Source organism: Paenibacillus sp. FSL L8-0494, from assembly GCF_038003695.1.
Lineage (GTDB): Bacteria > Bacillota > Bacilli > Paenibacillales > Paenibacillaceae > Paenibacillus_AQ > Paenibacillus_AQ odorifer.
Window position 1 is genome coordinate 3,038,497 of the sequence record NZ_JBBOPQ010000001.1, and the last position, 18,126, is coordinate 3,056,622.

At 43.7% G+C, this 18,126-nt stretch carries 22 protein-coding genes; 16 read left to right on the forward strand and 6 right to left on the reverse strand.

Going from position 1 to position 18,126, the window contains the following annotated elements; translation table 11 throughout:
• The first annotated feature begins 94 nt into the window (after positions 1-94).
• Positions 95-787 (forward strand): Crp/Fnr family transcriptional regulator, encoded by a 693-nt coding sequence (locus NYE35_RS13655; RefSeq protein WP_076104274.1) that lies wholly within the window; start codon positions 95-97, stop codon positions 785-787.
• Between the two features lie 269 nt (positions 788-1,056).
• On the opposite strand, the gene NYE35_RS13660 is transcribed toward NYE35_RS13655, so the two are convergent.
• The 3 genes from NYE35_RS13660 to NYE35_RS13670 all read right to left on the reverse strand — a co-directional run bounded on the left by NYE35_RS13660 (position 1,057) and on the right by NYE35_RS13670 (position 2,858).
• On the reverse strand, positions 1,057-1,500 hold the full coding sequence (locus tag NYE35_RS13660) for a DoxX family protein (protein WP_235219534.1): 444 nt from the start codon (positions 1,498-1,500) through the stop codon (positions 1,057-1,059).
• Positions 1,501-1,548: 48 nt separating this feature from the next.
• Entirely contained in the window at positions 1,549-2,385 is an 837-nt protein-coding gene (locus NYE35_RS13665) for a sulfurtransferase (RefSeq protein WP_076104273.1), read from the reverse strand.
• 101 nt (positions 2,386-2,486) lie between these two features.
• A complete protein-coding gene (locus NYE35_RS13670; RefSeq protein ID WP_036686439.1) occupies positions 2,487-2,858 on the reverse strand; it encodes a hypothetical protein in 372 nt (123 codons plus the stop codon).
• Positions 2,859-3,053: 195 nt separating this feature from the next.
• On the opposite strand from NYE35_RS13670, the gene NYE35_RS13675 reads away from it, so the two are divergent.
• From NYE35_RS13675 to NYE35_RS13695, 5 genes are read left to right on the forward strand one after another with little or no spacing between them, the layout of a single operon-like run.
• Positions 3,054-4,010 carry an ABC transporter ATP-binding protein gene (locus tag NYE35_RS13675; RefSeq protein WP_235219535.1) on the forward strand — a complete coding sequence of 319 codons (957 nt, stop codon included), beginning with the start codon at positions 3,054-3,056 and terminating at the stop codon, positions 4,008-4,010.
• Entirely contained in the window at positions 4,003-4,749 is a 747-nt protein-coding gene (locus NYE35_RS13680; RefSeq protein WP_094901802.1) for an ABC transporter permease, read from the forward strand. The genes NYE35_RS13675 and NYE35_RS13680 overlap by 8 nt, the downstream gene beginning before the upstream one ends.
• Positions 4,750-4,751: 2 nt before the next feature.
• Positions 4,752-5,126 carry a GntR family transcriptional regulator gene (locus NYE35_RS13685; RefSeq protein WP_036686443.1) on the forward strand — a complete coding sequence of 125 codons (375 nt, stop codon included), beginning with the start codon at positions 4,752-4,754 and terminating at the stop codon, positions 5,124-5,126.
• Positions 5,127-5,139: 13 nt separating this feature from the next.
• Positions 5,140-5,841: an ABC transporter ATP-binding protein gene (locus tag NYE35_RS13690; RefSeq protein WP_176462572.1), complete on the forward strand. Its 702-nt coding sequence runs from the start codon at positions 5,140-5,142 to the stop codon at positions 5,839-5,841.
• Complete coding sequence (locus NYE35_RS13695; protein ID WP_076104270.1) at positions 5,835-6,563, forward strand: hypothetical protein; 729 nt, start codon at positions 5,835-5,837, stop codon at positions 6,561-6,563. The genes NYE35_RS13690 and NYE35_RS13695 overlap by 7 nt, the downstream gene beginning before the upstream one ends.
• A gap of 110 nt (positions 6,564-6,673) precedes the next feature.
• Here the strand turns inward: NYE35_RS13695 and NYE35_RS13700 are convergent, their stop codons facing one another.
• Positions 6,674-7,054, reverse strand: a complete 381-nt coding sequence (locus NYE35_RS13700) for a PilZ domain-containing protein (protein ID WP_036686449.1) — start codon at positions 7,052-7,054, stop codon at positions 6,674-6,676.
• 123 nt (positions 7,055-7,177) lie between these two features.
• Between NYE35_RS13700 and NYE35_RS13705 the strand changes: the two genes are divergently transcribed.
• A complete protein-coding gene (locus NYE35_RS13705) occupies positions 7,178-7,786 on the forward strand; it encodes a pentapeptide repeat-containing protein (protein ID WP_036686451.1) in 609 nt (202 codons plus the stop codon).
• 441 nt (positions 7,787-8,227) lie between these two features.
• Here NYE35_RS13705 and NYE35_RS13710 read toward each other — a convergent pair whose 3' ends face one another.
• Together NYE35_RS13710 and NYE35_RS13715 are read right to left on the reverse strand one after the other, a co-directional pair.
• Positions 8,228-9,283 (reverse strand): anthranilate phosphoribosyltransferase, encoded by a 1,056-nt coding sequence (locus tag NYE35_RS13710; protein WP_341122463.1) that lies wholly within the window; start codon positions 9,281-9,283, stop codon positions 8,228-8,230.
• A gap of 9 nt (positions 9,284-9,292) precedes the next feature.
• A complete protein-coding gene (locus NYE35_RS13715) occupies positions 9,293-9,889 on the reverse strand; it encodes an ANTAR domain-containing response regulator (protein WP_036686455.1) in 597 nt (198 codons plus the stop codon).
• 280 nt (positions 9,890-10,169) lie between these two features.
• Between NYE35_RS13715 and nirB the strand changes: the two genes are divergently transcribed.
• The 9 genes from nirB to NYE35_RS13760 all read left to right on the forward strand — a co-directional run bounded on the left by nirB (position 10,170) and on the right by NYE35_RS13760 (position 18,099).
• The gene (nirB, locus tag NYE35_RS13720; protein ID WP_076213122.1) at positions 10,170-12,599 is read left to right on the forward strand and encodes a nitrite reductase large subunit NirB; all 2,430 of its coding nucleotides are present in this window, start codon (positions 10,170-10,172) and stop codon (positions 12,597-12,599) included.
• A 13-nt stretch (positions 12,600-12,612) separates the two neighbouring features.
• Positions 12,613-12,930, forward strand: coding sequence for a nitrite reductase small subunit NirD (gene nirD / locus NYE35_RS13725; protein WP_170914222.1), 318 nt, complete (start codon positions 12,613-12,615; stop codon positions 12,928-12,930).
• Between the two features lie 28 nt (positions 12,931-12,958).
• A complete protein-coding gene (locus NYE35_RS13730; protein ID WP_094901807.1) occupies positions 12,959-13,834 on the forward strand; it encodes a formate/nitrite transporter family protein in 876 nt (291 codons plus the stop codon).
• Positions 13,831-14,598: a uroporphyrinogen-III C-methyltransferase gene (cobA, locus tag NYE35_RS13735; RefSeq protein WP_076101773.1), complete on the forward strand. Its 768-nt coding sequence runs from the start codon at positions 13,831-13,833 to the stop codon at positions 14,596-14,598. Before NYE35_RS13730 ends, cobA begins: the two co-directional genes overlap by 4 nt.
• A gap of 437 nt (positions 14,599-15,035) precedes the next feature.
• Positions 15,036-15,845 (forward strand): glycoside hydrolase family 73 protein, encoded by an 810-nt coding sequence (locus tag NYE35_RS13740; RefSeq protein WP_341121250.1) that lies wholly within the window; start codon positions 15,036-15,038, stop codon positions 15,843-15,845.
• Positions 15,846-15,865: 20 nt separating this feature from the next.
• Positions 15,866-16,150: a holin gene (locus NYE35_RS13745; RefSeq protein WP_036686468.1), complete on the forward strand. Its 285-nt coding sequence runs from the start codon at positions 15,866-15,868 to the stop codon at positions 16,148-16,150.
• Positions 16,151-16,262: 112 nt separating this feature from the next.
• Entirely contained in the window at positions 16,263-16,685 is a 423-nt protein-coding gene (locus tag NYE35_RS13750; RefSeq protein WP_036686469.1) for a hypothetical protein, read from the forward strand.
• A gap of 123 nt (positions 16,686-16,808) precedes the next feature.
• The gene (locus NYE35_RS13755; RefSeq protein ID WP_080742482.1) at positions 16,809-16,913 is read left to right on the forward strand and encodes a sporulation protein YjcZ; all 105 of its coding nucleotides are present in this window, start codon (positions 16,809-16,811) and stop codon (positions 16,911-16,913) included.
• A 229-nt stretch (positions 16,914-17,142) separates the two neighbouring features.
• A complete protein-coding gene (locus NYE35_RS13760) occupies positions 17,143-18,099 on the forward strand; it encodes an alpha/beta hydrolase (RefSeq protein WP_036686471.1) in 957 nt (318 codons plus the stop codon).
• The last annotated feature ends 27 nt before the right edge of the window (positions 18,100-18,126 follow it).

The window sequence follows — 18,126 nt, forward strand, 5'->3', positions numbered from 1 at the left end:
ATGAGAATGACCAATGAGAATTATTCTCATTTATTTTATTGTAGCAGAGTATTTATCATGACTCTGTTGCCATGGCAACAGGAGGCTGAGAAAATTGCAGAAATATCTGAGCAGGATACAGAGCACTATTTTGTTTAAGGGGTTCGCGGAGCGGGAGGTGCAGCAAGCGCTGAGCTGTTTGCAGGGCACAATCAAGGATTTTGCGCGGAAGGAGGTTATTTTTAGAAAAGACGATATTCTGGATTCGGCGGGCATTATTATCCATGGCAATGTTCTGCTGTGCAAAGATAATATCTCAGGCATGAGATTTATTTTCTCGGAGCTCGGGGATGGGGAAATCTTTGGCGAAACGGCGCTTCGCCTTGTCCAAGAACACAGCGGCTATGAAGCGGTGGCGGGTTCGGAATGCCGGATTCTGTTTGTCAAAATAAATAAAATTGTCCGGCCCGGCCAGGACACTTGCCATTTAAGGGGCCGGATCATTGAGAATATGCTGACCCTGCTGCTTGAGAACAACCGGTCCATCTATCAAAAGCTGGATCTGGTCTCCCACAAATCGCTGCGGGACCGTATTCTGCATTATTTAGCCCTCCAGACCAAAAAAAACAATTCCGCCTGTTTTGAAATTCCGTTTACCCGCAGCGACCTGGCTGATTATTTGACTGTTGACCGCAGCGCCTTGTCCAGAGAGCTGCAGCGGATGGCGCAGGACGGGCTGATCCGGTTTAATCGAAATCAATTTGAGCTGTTGGACGCGGAGAATCAGCTGCGGATCAGCGATTTTTAGAATAATTCCTCCAAACCTTGAAAAGAGTACGCAGCTAGAAAATGCACTAGAAAAGTATTTGACCGATCTAAACAGCATAAAAGAGGTAGTGAAGTTAGTTAACTGTTGACTTGAGTTTTGATTTGTTGATTTTAGCTATCTTTCGGAGTTACTCATAAATACAAGAGCCCGCGTCGGACGCGGGCTTTTGTATGTTACTCTCCTCCAGTAGCCACCGGGTTCTCCTCATATGAAATCCAATTACTCCGACTACCCGCATACAACTTCCTTTATAGTCTTCCAATTGCCACGATCAACGCCAGAACTACAAAAAAGATATTTACGCCGAGCTCCCGGTACTCTTTTCGCCCAATATGAAACAGCATCCCGAGCAGTGCAACCGCAGCCAAAGCGATCGCGGCGATCAGCGTTAGCAACGGAGCTATGTTCAATGCCCACGGCAAAACAAGGCCCAGCGCTCCGAGTAGCTCCGCGATTCCGATCAGAACAACTAGTCTTTTCGGCACATCATTTACCCAGGCCCATGTCTTTTTTGACGACTCAATACGAACGGTTTTCATCCATCCCGAATATACGAAGCCTGCCGCCAATACGATATGTACGATGCTGTACGGTGAAGAAGACGAAGCAGAGGCAAACGTATCCGACCTTCGGAAAATCGATTTCTTGCCGTAAACGTTTCGGTATATAGCGCAAGCTAAAAAAGCCCGCAAAGATTGCGGGCTTTTCCTTTTCTTAAATATACAAATAAAAACGAACGCTTAACCCTCTCCCGTAGCCACCGGATTCTCCTCATATGAAATCCAATCACTCCAGCTTCCCGCATACAGCTTAACATTCTTGTACCCGGCTTTGCCTAGCGCGAGCACATTAGGGCAGGCACTTACACCTGAACCGCAGTACACAATAATCTCTTGCTCAGGATCAATTCCTTCATAATGCTCTTTCAGCACCTCAGTTGATTTCCAGCGCCCTTGCTCATCGAGAACATCCTTCCAGAACTTATTGATCGCACCAGGAATATGACCTGCCTTCGGATCAATCGGTTCTTCCAAACCTTCATAGCGACGGGACTCGCGGGAATCAATCAATAGTGCGCCACCGGCGTTAACTACATTTTGCACATCTTCCATGCTAGCAAGCATCTTCTTCTGAACATCTGCTTCATACTGGCTAGGAATCCGAACCGCTTGATGATCACTGACGGGGAAGGATGCTTTTTTCCAAGCAGAGTAGCCTTCATCCATTACAAACACACGTTCATGCCCCAAATATTTAAGCATCCACCACAGACGGGAAGCGTAGGCACCACCTTGATCATCATAAGCAACAACAATACTATCTCTGTTAATACCAACCTTACTAAGTGCGGCAGTTAGCTTTGAAATTTCTGGCAGTGGGTGGCGTCCCCCGTGTGAGCTTACAGGAGCGGAGAGTTGTTCTTCCAGATGTAGATAAACTGCGCCGGGAATATGATCTTCTGTATAGGCTTTACGTCCAGCTTCCGGGTCAGTAAGTAAAAAACGGCAATCAACTATAACAAGTTCAGGCTCGTATAACCGAGCAAGCAGCCATCGAGTAGAAACGATCGGTTCCATAAAGTAGCCTTCTTTCCTGTTTAATATGTATGGAGTCATTATAGCGGAAAATAAAAGAGGGCGCACCTTAAGCTTATGGCTTAAACTGCGTCCTCTAAAAATTAGATCAAACGATATCCCGAAGGCAAGTTACCGCTGCTGCGGATATTACGGATTTGTTCGAGGGTTAAGCGTTGGTTAGTAGAAATAATGGACTCCACGTCATTACCTGAAATGAAATCATCCAGATCCCTAATGTTGCGGTTCCCGCGAAGTACACGGAAGTTCCCTCTAAACCGTGTTCTAGTGAAAAGTACCAGTGTAGCATTGCTGCTAGTAGAGAAGAACCGAAGGCTCTCAATACCATCGAGGATGTTGTCCGTATTACGAATACCCAGGTTGCCAGTATATATTCTACGGCGTCCATTGAAGTTTTCTTCATCGTACACGGTCAAGCGAGGGTAAGTCTGCGATACATGAACTTCTTTTTTCATTTGTAATTCCTCCTTTGTTATCTAATCTATGTTCATATAAATTTTTTGCTTGGCTAATAGTCTAATAGAAAGCCCTTATTTGCATTAACTTATCATTTTGGGCTTTACTTCAATAACATATTAGTGTACTATTCAACTATAACACTGACACAATAAAACGAATGAACAATACATTAGTTGGCAGGGAGGATCCGCATGAAACAGGGGAGTGGTGTAGAGATGAAAGATTCAGTCGTTCTGCAAATGAATGAGGTAAGTAAGATTATCAAAGGAAGACCGATTGTGGATAAGCTGACATTTGATATCCGTAAGGGTGAAATTGTTGGGTTGTTAGGTCCAAACGGTGCAGGTAAGACCACAACGATTCGAATGATGACGGGTTTAATACGGATGAGTGAAGGCGATGTGATTATCCAAGGTCACAGTGTAAGGAATGATTTTAAGCAGGCGATTGGCCATATCGGTGCGATAATTGAGAATCCAGAGTTTTATCCGTATATGACTGGACTTGATAATCTGAAGCAGTACCAAAGAATGACAGATAATATTGAGGCTGGCAGAATAGATGAGGTTGTAGAACTGGTAGGACTTCAAGAAGCGATGAATAAAAAAGTAAAGGCTTATTCGCTGGGCATGCGCCAACGTCTAGGGATTGCTCAGGCGCTACTCAATCGGCCAAAGTTATTGATTTTAGATGAGCCTACGAACGGACTTGATCCGGCTGGAATACGGGAAATGCGTGATTATATGCGTACCATCGCCGAAGTGGAAGGCATCTCTATTCTAATTTCCAGCCACTTGCTCACTGAAATTGAACAAATATGCCATCGGGCTATCGTAATCCAGAATGGTAAGCTGGTAACCGTAACTGCGATTGGTGAAGAGCAGGAAGCAACCGCACAAGTAAAGCTAACCATCCGTGTAGGATCGGTTGAAGCGGCGATAAACCTCTTGGAGCGTTTAGATTATGCGGAATTGGCCTCCATGGACAGCGCTCGTTCTGAAGTGATAGTAAGTCTGCTTGATAGCAGAGTACCGGAGCTTGTATCTGCTTTTAGTGATGAAGGTGTGGGAATTTTCCGGATTACGGAGAATAAACAGAGTCTTGAGGAAGATTTCTTGAAATGGACAGGAGGAAACCGCATTGCGTAACTTCAATAATCTTATTGTTAATGAATGGCTCAAGATCTCAAAGAAACGCACATTTATTGTGCCATATGTGATATTAATTCTATTATCCCTGCTATTAGGTTATATTGTTCATTCTGTTTCACCTGACATGTTTGAATCAGCTTATGATTTTTCAGCAATGATGCTGCTTTCCCAAGGGATTGGCCAAGTGATTACAATTCTTGCGATCATCGGAACAGCAGGTATTGTCTCAAAAGAGTATAGTCAAGGAACCATCAAGTTCTTGCTTATCCGCGCCAGAAGCCGTACAGCAATCCTCGCATCCAAATATGTGGTTGTACTGTTGTATGCTTTGACTTTGACCGTCATCGGAGGTATAGCCGTTTTTGGAACAGGAGCTTTGTGGTTTGGACTAAGTGGTGGAGAAGCGGGTATGAGTGAGATGCTTACAAACCTATTGTATAATCTCGTTAGTACGGTTGTGTATGGAACACTTGCTTTTATGCTGGGGGTATTAACCACTTCAACTGGGGTAACCATTGGGGCTACTATGTTTGCGCTAATGATAGACAAATTGATTATTTCTCGTGATTTTTACAAATATGTTCTGTTTCCTAACTTAAATTTAGCTGCTTATGAAGGTGGAGGAGCACCTATGCCTGGAATGACACTGACCTTTTCCATCGTGATGCTTGCCGTATACACAGTTGTCTTTCTTCTCATAGGTTTCTCCGTCTTTAGACGAAGGGATGTTGCTTAATCATGACAATCGAATTCGATAACAACCTGCCGATTTATATCCAGATCATGAATTACATCAAAGGTGAAATCGTCACAGGTAAGCTGAAACCGGGTGATAAAATTCTATCGGTACGAGAACTTGCCAGTGAACTGCAGATTAATCCGAATACGGTGCAAAGAACTTTTCAGGAACTGGAGCGTGAAGAAATCGTGGAAACCCGGCGTGGAATGGGAAGATACGTCACAAGTAATGAAGGTACTATCCTGACCATCAAAAAAGAAATGGCAAAAGATGTGCTGGATCGTTTCATTCGTGGTATGCAGGATCTTGGCTTTCAAGGCGAAGATATTTTAGCGGCGGTGGCGGAGAATATCCGCAATAAGGATGGAGAATAGGGGGATACGCAAGTTGGAAAATATACTTGAGGTTCATGAAGTTACAAAAAAATATAGTTCCAAGCATGCCCTCCGCGAGGTATCTTTTAATCTGAGTGCGGGTAAGATCACGGGACTGTTAGGCAGTAACGGCAGCGGCAAAAGTACACTTATGAAAATCATCGCCGGGCTGTCACAGCCTACGACCGGTCGTGTATCGGTCATTGGGGGTTCTGTAGGAACAGAGAGTAAAGCGTTGGTATCGTTTATGCCTGATAAGCCGCTTACAGAATCTTGGATGAGTGTTTCTGATGCTCTAAAGTTTCAAACTGACTTCTATCCTGATTTTGATCTGACTAAAGCCTCGCGAATGTTGGAGTTTATGAAGCTAAGTCCGCAAGATAAGGTAAAGGAGCTGTCCAAAGGGATGAATGAACGTTTACAGCTTACACTTGCTCTATCACGCCGAGCTAGCCTTTATTTGCTTGATGAACCCATTGGTGGTGTAGATCCGGTAGCTAGAACAAAAATTCTTAATGCATTGGTAGAGTTTTATGAAGAGGACAGTACCATTCTCTTATCAACCCATTTAGTATCGGATATTGAGCGGATCTTTGATGATGTGATTTTTATAAAAGAGGGAGAAATTGTGATGCATACGGCGGTAGAGGATATCCGGCTTCGCCAAGGCAAAAGCATAGATGAACTGTTCAGAGAGGTGTACGCAGAATGCTAAAGCTAGTGAAGTACGATTTTAGACGAGATAGGGATAAGTTCCTTGCTGTTTTTGTAATCATAATTCTGGCGCAGATCGGGTTGGGGTTCACTAAATTACATGACTATGAAAGGTTTATTTTGAACGGATTAACTTATGTCATCGCAGGGCTGATCTTTCTTGTCATGGCAGCACGAACCTTTTTTAACAATATAAATTCCTACAATCGTCGCCTATTGCCCGTAAGAACCCTGAACACAGTCCTTTCTCCGTTAGTACTTTTTTTAGCTCTGCTGCTGGGTATTATTTTAATAGCTTTGATGCATTTAGGCGTGTATCTCTCGATGTATTCCACATTAGTTCTTCCAGAGAATTTCTGGACAGTGGGATTGTTAGTTCTTTTGCAGGCATATTGGTTTGCCGGTTATATCATGCTTACCTTGATGGTCTCCATTACGGTTGCGCGAAGTGTGAAATTTAAGGGGCGAGTATGGATTGGGCTGGCCACTGCGTATTTGTTACAGAATGGAATATCCTATTTGGAATATTTGATTTTCAAAAGTAACTTCACTGCTTGGGAAAGTGTATTCCAGTTCGAGGTCATAGCTGAGACGGATACCCGAAGTGGGATACAGCTTACACAGGGTCACTTGAATCTAGCTCCTCTTCTATTTGAAGCGGTGATAGCAGTTCTCCTTATAGCAGTCATCATCAAGCTCGTTAAAAAAAGAGTGGACGCCTAACCACATGGCGGAATAGTTTTTAGAACGGAGGCAGAGCGATTTAGCTTTGTCTTCGTTTTGTGCAAAAAAAAGACGTCCTTCTAAGTGAAGGGCATCTGTTATGGTAAGTTCTACAGACCTTCAACCCGAAGGGTGGCGGTCCATGTCTCAAGCTCTCTTATTAGGCGGTCTTCCTCATTTTCGTCCAAGCGGAATTTAACTCCATATTGATATTGGCCAAGTCCAAACATCCAACCCCAACGGGCGCTGCATAAGAGCTGAAGCTTCTCTTCATTTAATCGAAGATGAATAATAAGCCTGGTATCTCTTGCCGTGAATCGAAGATTCAAAGGGGTGCGTACTTTACAACCCGAACGGCTAAGATCGAGTAATACAGCCTCTGTTAACTTTCCAGCACCTGGACCGGAATTGTTAAGCGGAACTTCAATCCAGCATTCAAGCGGATGGTTCATAACATAACGGAATGGTTCTTTCCTGCTGGACACATCCATAATTTACCTCCCCATTGTTTATTTGCTATTATATCGAAAGGGAATGTTGAGAACAATCTACTAAAGTGCTATTTTTAATTAAGAATTAATTTTTTTAATACTGATGAAGGTGATGAGACTTATATGTACCAATACCTTAATGAAACGTTCCGTAATCACAATTTTGACCAAGGAAGCTTGCAGGATGGTGAGTTAAACAACTGCACATTCGAGCAATGCTCCTTCAAAGGCACTTCTATGGAAGAGATGAACTCTATTGGCTGTCGATTTATTGATTGTGATTTTACAGGAGCCATGCTTAATGCGTCTCACCATAAAGGTTCAGCTTTTACCAATTGTAAATTTACGGGAGCGAACCTGTTTGTATCTAAATTTGAAGATTGCAAGATGGTAGGATCGGATTTCTCAAACGCTTATTTGGACGGAATCTCGCTGCTTGGAGGGGACTGGTCGTACACGAACCTTAGACATACCAATCTAAGCAGACAGGATCTGCGGGGGATTCGATTTACAGAAGCGGATTTAATGGGCTGTAATTTGCAAAAAAGTGACTTGCGTGGAGCGGATTTGAGCCGTGTACAATTGTCTCAATGCAAGCTTAAGGGAGCGGATATGCGGGAAGCGATTGTTGAAGGCATTGATTTAAAGAGTCTGGATCTACAGGGAGTGCGGATGGATATGGAACAGGCGGTACTCTTGGCACGTTCATTTGGGGCAAAAGTAGGGAATTAGTAAATAGGGGCATCAGTTGCTAGTACTTTAGCGATGGGTGCTCTTTTTAATTGAATTTGAAGGATTTCATCAGGAAAGATGCCTAAAGACCTCCGCTAGCAAACCAATGCTTAGAGCGGAGGTGGTGGCAAACGCAGATTATTATAATTAACTCACTGCTGAACCTATGTATTATTGCATATGAAATATTATGCGTTAACGTAACCGTTTTCTGGGTTTTGCCCACCATTTGATCCATAAGAATCCATCATCATCACGAAAAAACTTTATACCTACCCAGCGTAAGGGTGTCCATACTTCTTTAAAATAATATGAAGGCATAGTCTGTTAGACCCTCCTATATAGTAAATTATTACTATATATTACGCTAATTCTACGGGATTCACAAGCTAGATTTACTAATAATTACATATTGTCCGGGTAAAATGAGGTGATAATGCATTATGCAGGACCTAAGGCACCGCTTGTGCTACCGAGAAGTGCACCCCTCCATTTCACATATACGCTCCAAGCTTCACCATTATCCAATAAGCTTTTGCAGGTATACAGCCCTTCCTCGATAGAGTTGACCTTTCCAGCTAGATGTAATCTTGCTGCACCGTTCAGTAGAGTTTGATTATAGAAAGCCATGTGACCGCCGCCCTGTAGAACTGCCTCAGCTGTCATTAGCTGTTGATGTGGTGTCCAATGGACTTCAGGAACAATTGTATCCAAACCAAATTCTTCCGGATCAATAATATCAAGAGCCGCCACACCGTTCTCGACAGTGTAAACGCGGGTAGGTCGGTCGATGAAAAGATCCTCGGAGCCTTCCGCCCCTTGGACAATTAACGCCTTTTGATAACTAAGCTTTATGAGTAATCTAGATAATCGGTCAAAGACTGTATTATGGTATATCCCGAAGACAATAAAAGGAGAGCAGGCGTAGTCAATCAGCTTCTCGGCGGTGTTGAATAAGGTTCTCATACCAATTTCCTCACGGATGCTGCGAAGGTCGCCTAGAGGAGGGCACCATTCTTCAGCATCGGCAAATAGTACATTACTCTTGTTAGCAGCTGCAATGGCTTTTGTACGTTCTAGCGCAGTTTTCTCAATCCCAGATTGATAGATGATATCTTGTAAAGTGATTCCCCATTTAGGAGGCAGAGAAGCAGTACCGTGTAGTGTGACTGGCAGTCCGGCCGCGGACAATAGAAATGCAGTGGGAAAAGTTGCGATGAATGAGGATTTTCTACCATCATAGGGTCCGGCGCAATCAAGACCTTCCGCAAAAAGGGGTTCGCGATGCGCATATTTACGTAAAACGTAGACGAAAGCTTCAAGTTCTTCTACGCTTTCTAGCTTAATCCGCTCAGCAGCCAGAAAGGCTCCAATCTGAGCAGGAGATGCTGTTCGTCCGAGTATAGATTCTGCGGCATATGTAGACTCTTCATAATTTAAATCTCGGGCGCCTCTTTTGCCTCGGGCGACTTCTTTTAAAATGTTGATCATAGGTATATTCCCCCCTTAGGTTTGATCTTGCAGTAATTGATAGACTCTAACGATTGAAGTAGCTACATCAACCATACGTTTACGTTCATTCATTGCTTGTTTACGGAGAAGATCATAAGCTTCAGATTCGGAAATATTCTTGACCTTGGACAGGATACCTTTAGCCATATCAATCCATTTCCGTTCTTCGATTCGAGCATGCAGCTGTTCTCGCTCTTTACGCCATTGTTGTCTTTCGAAACATTGCTTGGCACTGAAATGAAGGATCCAATGGATCTCCTGTGAGAGCATGGAAGGCGATAATACACCATCCACCATGATATTATCTTCACATGCAGCAAGTGAAAGTGTGGCTGTTTCGTCAGTACACCACCAAAGGATTGGTGCAATCTTATGACTCATTAGTAAAGTACCCCAGCTATTGATCTCTGTGATGGGTAAATGGAGTATGGAAGCATCAGCGTCTTTGATCCGTGCCACAGCTTCTTCTTGTGTAACGGCTACTGTGACAATATATCCGGAGGAACGGAGTATGGCATCCGTTTTACTATTTGAGCGCTCGGCTGTGTCCTTCTCTGTCGTGCTATTCTGAATAATCAACAGGGAATGCATAGTTCGACGCCCTTTCTTAATCGTTATGTTATTTTATATAACACAGAAACGATGGGTTGTCGACGAATTTAAGATTTTTAAATTTTATATGTCATAATTGTTGACGTTCTCTGATTCCTGTTGTATAGTCGGTTTAACAAATTAATCATTCACGAATACAACGGTGTATTCGACTGAAGCGGCAATGGTGCCTGCTTTCACTTATCGCAATGGAAATGTAAGTTTCCGTGTGGAGTGGAGCGGGCTTTTTGGGTTTTCCAAACGGAGAGGAGAGATATAGATGATAGCTGCGCGCAAGAAACTGGTGTTAGTCGGCAATGGAATGGCGGGGGTTCGTACGATTGAACATTTGCTCAAATTAAATCCTGAGGGGTATGAGATTACCATCTTTGGTTCGGAACCTTATCCTAACTATAACCGGATCATGTTATCTTCCGTTCTTGCTGGTGGAGCGAATATGAGTGAGATCATCATCAATGATCTGGAGTGGTATCACAGCCAAGGTATTAAGTTGTATATGGGACATACGGTGACTTCAATAGACAGTGAGAGTCGAAAGGTATATTCCGATAAGGGGATCACTGCCGAATACGATGAGTTAATCCTAGCTACAGGATCGAATCCCTTTATGTTGCCTATACCGGGTGCGGATAAAGAAGGGGTCATTGCTTTTCGTGATATTAAGGATTGCCAGATCATGCAGGAGACTGCAGGATCTTATAAAAAGGCGATTGTCATCGGTGCAGGCCTGCTAGGGCTGGAAGCGGCTAGAGGTCTGTTACATCTGGGAATGGAAGTCACTGTAGTGCATATCCACGATTATATTATGGAGCGCCAGCTGGACGAAGCTGCATCAGTAATGCTCAGAAGAGAGCTGGAAGCGCAAGGAATGAGATTTCTGCTCCATAAGCAGTCCGAGGCGATTTTAGGTAAGAAGAGAGTAAGAGGTTTACTATTCACAGATGGTAGCACAGCCGATGCGGATCTTATTGTCATGGCAGTTGGGATTAAACCAAATGTTGAATTGGCAAAGAAAAGTGGTGTGCAGATCAACCGCGGAATTATCGTAAATGATTATATGGAGACGAATATCCCCGGTATCTTTGCTCTGGGGGAATGTGCCGAGCACCGAGGAATCGCTTATGGTCTGGTAGCTCCTTTATATGAACAAGGTGCCGTATTAGCAAAAAGGCTGGCTGGAGTTAAGGTTGAAGGATACATGGGTTCTGTAACTTCTACCAAGCTGAAAGTATCTGGTGTTGATGTATTCTCAGCAGGACAATTCACCGAGCCGGACGGATCCAGGGCGCTGCGATATCAGGATGAAATAGAAGGAGTCTACAAAAAGCTAGTTATACAAGATGACATGTTAATCGGGGCAGTACTATTTGGTGATACCAGCGACGGTGCTCACTTGTTCTCGATAATTAAGAATAAAGAAAATATTAGTGGAAGAGAAAAGGAACTGTTATTAGGAATCTCAGCGGATGTGTTCTCATCGACGCAAGGGAATCGGTTGGAAGTTATGCCGGAAGATGAAATCATTTGTGGATGTAATGGTGTTTCGAAGGGGACTATTGCTGAAGCGATTGAGTCTGGAGGCTGTACCAGCGTAGGGCAAATTAAGGCGTGCACCAAAGCATCCGCTTCCTGTGGGGGCTGTAAACCACTTGTAGAAGGGTTATTGCAACTCTATGCAGGTGATGCGGTCACCGTAGTTAAAGAAGGAATATGTGGCTGTACAACGCTGAACCGTGATGAAATTGTTTCTGAGATAAAAAGAATGAAGCTAATGACAGTTAAAGAAGTGATGAATGTTCTGGAGTGGAGTCAGGAGGAAGGTTGTGCGAAATGCCGCCCGTCGCTGAACTATTATCTGGGCATGTTGTGGCCTGAGGAATATATAGACGAGAAAGAGTCTCGTTATACAAACGAGCGATATCACGCCAACATTCAGAAGGACGGGACTTACTCTGTGGTTCCGCGAATCTATGGGGGGGTAACTTCACCTGCAGAATTGAAGAAGATTGCAGAGGTTGCCGAGAAATTTGCTGTTCCTATGGTGAAGTTTACTGGAGGACAAAGACTAGATTTGCTTGGCGTTAAGAAGGAAGACTTGCCTAAGATGTGGGAGGAGCTTGATATGCCTTCCGGGCATGCTTATGGCAAAACGTTACGTACAGTGAAGACCTGTGTGGGGTCTACCTTCTGCCGATTTGGCACTCAGGATGCGATCAGTATGGGGATTACACTGGAAAAACAATTCGAACGCCTGAATACGCCGGGTAAAGTGAAACTTGCAGTTTCCGGATGCCCTCGTAATTGTGCGGAAGCGACGATTAAAGATTTTGGTGTTGTGGCGATAGATGGTGGATGGGAACTGCATATTGGTGGGAATGGAGGGGTACATGTGCGGGCCACGGATCTTCTATGTGTGGTGAAGACTGAAGAAGAGGTAGTCGAATGGGCAAGTGCGTTCTTACAATATTACCGTGAGCAGGCCGGCTGGAATGAGAGAACTGCACACTGGGTCGAACGAGTAGGGGTAGACAATATAAAGAAAGCTCTTGAAAGTCAGGAGGAGCGCTTGGCGCTCAAAGAACGAATTGAGACAGTGCTGGGGCTCACTACTGATCCTTGGAAACAAATTGTGAATGAGCCAGAACTACGTAAGAATTTCGAAGCTATTGCACAAATAGAGAGTGTTTAAAGGGGGGCTAATGATGACTATAACCAAAATGCTCGTTGGTAAAGTAACTGATATTGATACAAGGGGTTCACGAACTTTTAGGGTCAATGACATGGAGATCGCGTTATTTCGACTTTCAGATGGTGAGGTTCTTGCGGTAGAGAATAAATGTCCTCATAAAGGTGGCGCATTATCCGAAGGGATGGTATGTGGTACGAAGGTTCACTGTCCTCTGCACGACTGGAAGATTGACCTGCATAGTGGAGTTGCTATGGAGCCAGATAAAGGCTGTGTTGTTACATTTGATGTAGAAATTGATCCTAATAGTGGTTCGATCTATGTAACCATTTAAAGAAAAGACCGTTGAAGGGGGATTAATCATGGATTATATCAAACCACGTGAAGTGCTGAACGCTATGATTGAAAGCGGCAAGAACAAAGCAGAGTTATCTATCCTGCAGTTATTGGTGAGAGGCAGTCTGGGTGGAGCGATTCTGGCTTGTGCTACTACACTTGCATTTACAGCTGCGGCGCAGACCGGGATTCCTATGGTAGGAGCTATTATTTTTCCGGTAGGGTTCGTAATGATTATTCTACTTGGTCTAGAGCTAGTGACAGGCAGTTTTGCGCTGATCCCTCTGGCGGTTCTGGAAAAGAAGACAACAACGAAGCGGATGTTGAACAACTATTTATGGGTTATATTCGGACATCTGCTCGGTTGTGCGGTATACGCTGTTCTTTATGGCCTTACGATTACAAAAATGGGCACAGATATGAGTCATCCAATGATTCAAACCCTCATTAATACAAGTGAGGCCAAGACCATTGCCTATAAAAATATGGGTGGAGACGGAATGCTGTTAGTTATTATTAAAGCCATGCTCTGTAACTGGATGGTTACCTTAGGGGCTGTTATGGCTATGACTTCGAGCTCTACCTCCGGTAAAATCATTGCCATGTGGCTGCCAATCCTAACTTTTTTTGGACAGGGGTTTGAGCACACCGTCGTAAATATGTTCGTGATCCCTGCAGGGATGATGCTGGGAGCGAGTGTTAGCTTTGGTGACTGGTGGTTATGGAACGGCATTCCTGTTCTCCTTGGAAATTTTATTGGAGGTGTTCTGTTTACTGGAATTCTATTCTATCTCTCTCAAAAAAAATTCAAGGGCAGTCGCTTAACTCCTGCGTCTGATGTATCGACGGGTCGCGGAGATTCTGTTGTGCTGGAACAGGTTGTGTTGGAGAAAACGATATGAAGCCGGGATGCGTAGCTATAGTTGGAGCGGGACCGGGAGATCCAGAACTTATAACGATAAAAGCAATGCGGCGAATCCAAGAAGCAGACGTTATTTTATATGATCGCTTGGTAAATGAAGAATTGCTTAACTATGCCAAAGCCGGAGTAGTAGTAATCTATTGTGGTAAATCTCCAGGCCAGCATTCAATGTCACAGGAGAAAATTAACGGGCTGCTCATTCAATATGCTAGCGAAGGCCATAGAGTGGTCCGACTCAAGGGTGGAGACCCCTTCGTATTCGGCAGAGGCGGGGAAGAAGCACTGGCTGTCGTGCAAGCTGGTATTCCTTATGAAGTCATTCCGGGTATAACTTCCGCAATCGGTATAGCCGCTTCCGCTGGAATTCCCCTGACACATCGTGGTATTGCAGCGTCTTTTGCCGTCGTCACGGGTAGTCGCTGCCCTGAGCATGTTGCTCCTATACAATGGAACCGGTTAGCGCATAGTGTAGATACTCTTGTTATTTATATGGGAGTTAGTCAATTAAGCCATATTCGTGAACAACTCTTAATACACGGAAAAGATGCCCAAACACCGATTGCGTTGATTGAGAATGGTACATTTGCTTGCCAACGAACAGTGACAGGCACGCTGGAGAATATCGATAAGCTGGCAGTGGCCACAAAGATTAAAAATCCTGCTCTTATTATAGTAGGGGAAGTTGTGAAGGTGAGAGAGCAGCTGATACATTTACAGGGATTAGTGAGATCGGAAATTAGCTAAACACGGGAAAAGTGCTTGATCACAGTGGATAGCAGATGTCGATGTCATGAAAAGATAAAGGAGCAGCGGTTCTCCAATAATAGGAGAACCGCTGCTCCTTTTTTGGAGCGTTGTTTGGCTGCTTTTACACCGCCGAGTCATATTCAGTCTGCTTAAGCTTAAGGACCCGGATGACGTTATTAGCATGTATTTAACCATTTGAGCATGGTTTCGGACCCCAGTGACACTATTCCATATGAAGAGCATGATATTGAGTGATTTTGGTGCCAATTGCGGCTATGGAGTCCGTTAACATTCCAAATGTGAGCTAATGCTGCGTATAGGGTCAGCTGAGTCCTATAGCGGAAACGAATCTAGTAAAAACACAATGTTAGTAGGGGATAAGCACAGTCATTTTATGATGCCTCGCATTTAATAAATGGAGAGGATGTGATGAGATGACAGAAGGCGAGTTTATAGCGAAGATTGCAAATTTTGCTGTAAAGGACATGCAGCTCACTAAGGTTCCCGCTTCGTTAACCATTGCTCAAGCGGCTCTGGAGTCAGGTTGGGGCAGCAGTGGATTGACTGTGAAAGCGAATAATTTGTTTGGGATCAAAGGAAGTGGACCTGCTGGCAGCATTACTGTACAAACTACTGAATATATTAACGGTAAAGCTGTTAAAGTTAATGCCCCTTTTCGAGCCTACAACAACTGGGGAGAATCTATCGCGGATCACTCCGACTTGATTGTGAATGGAGTCTCATGGAATCGCAACCTTTACAGCAAGGTTCTCGGTGCGAGTGGCAAGGTGGCCGCACAAGAGATTGCCGCAGCTGGCTACGCTACTGATCCGAACTATGCAGCTAAGCTGATTCAAATTATGAATACCTATAATCTGTATAAATATGATGACAAATCCATGGGAGGAGATGATGAGATGTCCGCAGAGGATAAGCAAAAGCTTGTTAGTCTAGAATCGGAAGTAAAGGAACTGCGTGCCCTTATTGCAGTTCTTACAGCTAGCAGGGATACGTTGAAAACAGGTGTGCAAGAACAGGGGCAGTCGATCACTAAGCTTACAGATCGGGTGGCATTAATTGAAAATCGAGCAGTCATGAATGTCCCTGCATGGGCTGAGGCGGCTGTGAAAACAGCGACTGCGGCAGGACTTCTCGATACTCCATCGGGTGGCAGTTACGATTTCTATCGCATATTAACGGTGCTGAACCGTGCGGGTTTACTTGTAACAGAAAGTAAAAAATGAAATAAGGAGGATTAAAAAACATGTATAACGATGCTCTCAACAGTGTGCTTGCCTTTGCTTCAGTCCTAGCTGTTTTTGTAATGGCACTAGTACAACTTGTGAAGAATAGCATTGAACTTCCGCGGAACATTGTGCCAGTTGTGGGGTTGGGTATTGGCTTGCTGGTTGGAGCAGTTGCCTATCCGTTCACTGATATGAATCTGATTCTGCGACTCTGGGCGGGGGGGCTTGCGGGACTATCAGCGACCGGGTTGTTTGAACTGGCGTTTAATAAAAGGGATGGGACGAAAAAAGATGATAAATAGATTTTGCCTATGAGTTTTATAAAACAATCGTTTTACACTGGTAATGTGGCTATGCATTCTATCGAGAACACTAATATATTATGGTATGCCAATATATAAAGGGGGTGCAACGATGGGAACTTACCTTGATGCAAGAACATCTCAAAATGCCAGCCTCGCCAACTCTATATCTATTCCTATTACGGTACTTAACACGCCGCAGCTCTTTGGACAGATTGGGTTGTTAACGGCTGGAGTGACTACCAATCCACGCGTTCTTCTTAAAGGAACGATATCTGTAACGCTTCCGTTAGCTTTAGTAGGTATCACAATTACGATTGTAAGAGGAACTTTGGCTACTGATCCAAAAGTGTATTCTGCTACTTCTACTTTTTCTCTTAGTCTTCTGGCTCCGCAAGTAATAACCTTTTCAGCAGCGGATTTCTTACCAGCCATTACACCTCAGCTCACTTATACAGCATTTGTATCTTCTAATCTTCTCGGTACAGTACGTGTGGGTCCGGAAAGCTTTGATGGTATTTTAGTTTCTGATTAGATGTTGAGCTCATAACCTCGCTGGTAGCCCAGTGGAGGTCTTTTTTTTTAACCGTACGCCCAATCTTCTAGGGGGATAAATACATATTATATATTGTATTCTAAATACGGAGGAGGTCTTCTCATGGGTGCTGAATATGGTCAGGTTGGTGGCGCTTTTACTTCTACAGGCGCAATCTTAGTATTGTTCATCTTATTAGTAATTATTACAAGTGCATGTATGTTCTAAATTTCTAAAATAGCAGGGCTCCATGTTGGCATTTTGCCGACTTGGGGCTTTTTTTTGTAAAATGTTGTGTCCATTAAAGCTATATAAATTAATAAATTAAAAGAATACTAATCACGTAGTGAATAACATGAGTTTACAATACTGTGATTTTGAATATTCAAATATACATGGTATCTTAGTCTGATAACATAGATTAATACTGTTAAATTTTATTTAGGAGAGAGCTAGTTTGAAGAAAAAAATGATGATCGGAATTTCTTCTGTTATTGTACTTTTAATCATTGTTGTGACTGTGGGAAGTTTTTATTTCTATCATGTTGCTATTGCACGTGCTTCAAAGGATTTCTTAAATGAAAGCCCTGACCTGCAGTCCAGTCCAGAGGTAGAACAATCTAAAGATACCTCGAAGGCAGACCAAGAGTGGTGGGATACCCAGAGCTTTGATAGATGGGAGATAGATTCTGATGACGGAATACAGCTTAAAGCGTACTATTTAGCTGCCCCTGAACATTCCGATAAGACAGTTATTGTTGCTCATGGGTATGCTGGAAATGCAACTCAAATGAGTGGATATGCCAGAATGTATTATGAGAGACTTGGATATAATATTTTGCTGCCGGATGCCAGAGGACATGGTGAAAGTGGCGGTGACTATATCGGATTTGGATGGCCTGAACGTAAGGATTACCTGAAGTGGATTCAGAGTGCCCTAAAAGCAAATGGTGAGGATACACAGATCATCCTGCACGGTGTTTCCATGGGGGGAGCTACCGTTATGATGACAAGCGGAGAGGATTTACCAGCTAATGTTAAAGCAATTGTGGAAGATTGCGGTTATACCTCAGTGAAGGACGAGCTTACCTTTCAATTAAAAAGAATGTACCATCTCCCCGCCTTTCCAATTGTAGATACGACCAGTATGCTAACAAAGATTCGGGCAGGTTATTCCTTTGGTGAAGCCTCAGCCTTAGAACAGGTGAAGAAATCTAAAACGCCAACCCTGTTTATTCATGGCGATAATGATACTTTTGTTCCTACGGAAATGGTTCATACGGTATATGAGAATAGTCCGGTCGAGAAGGAGCTTTACATCGTTCCTAATGCGGGTCACGGAGAAGCTTTCCGCATGGATCCGGTTAAGTATGAGAGCGTAGTTTCTGAGTTTATCGGAAGATTTGTGAAATAGTTGTTGCTGAAAAGGCTGCCGAAAGGT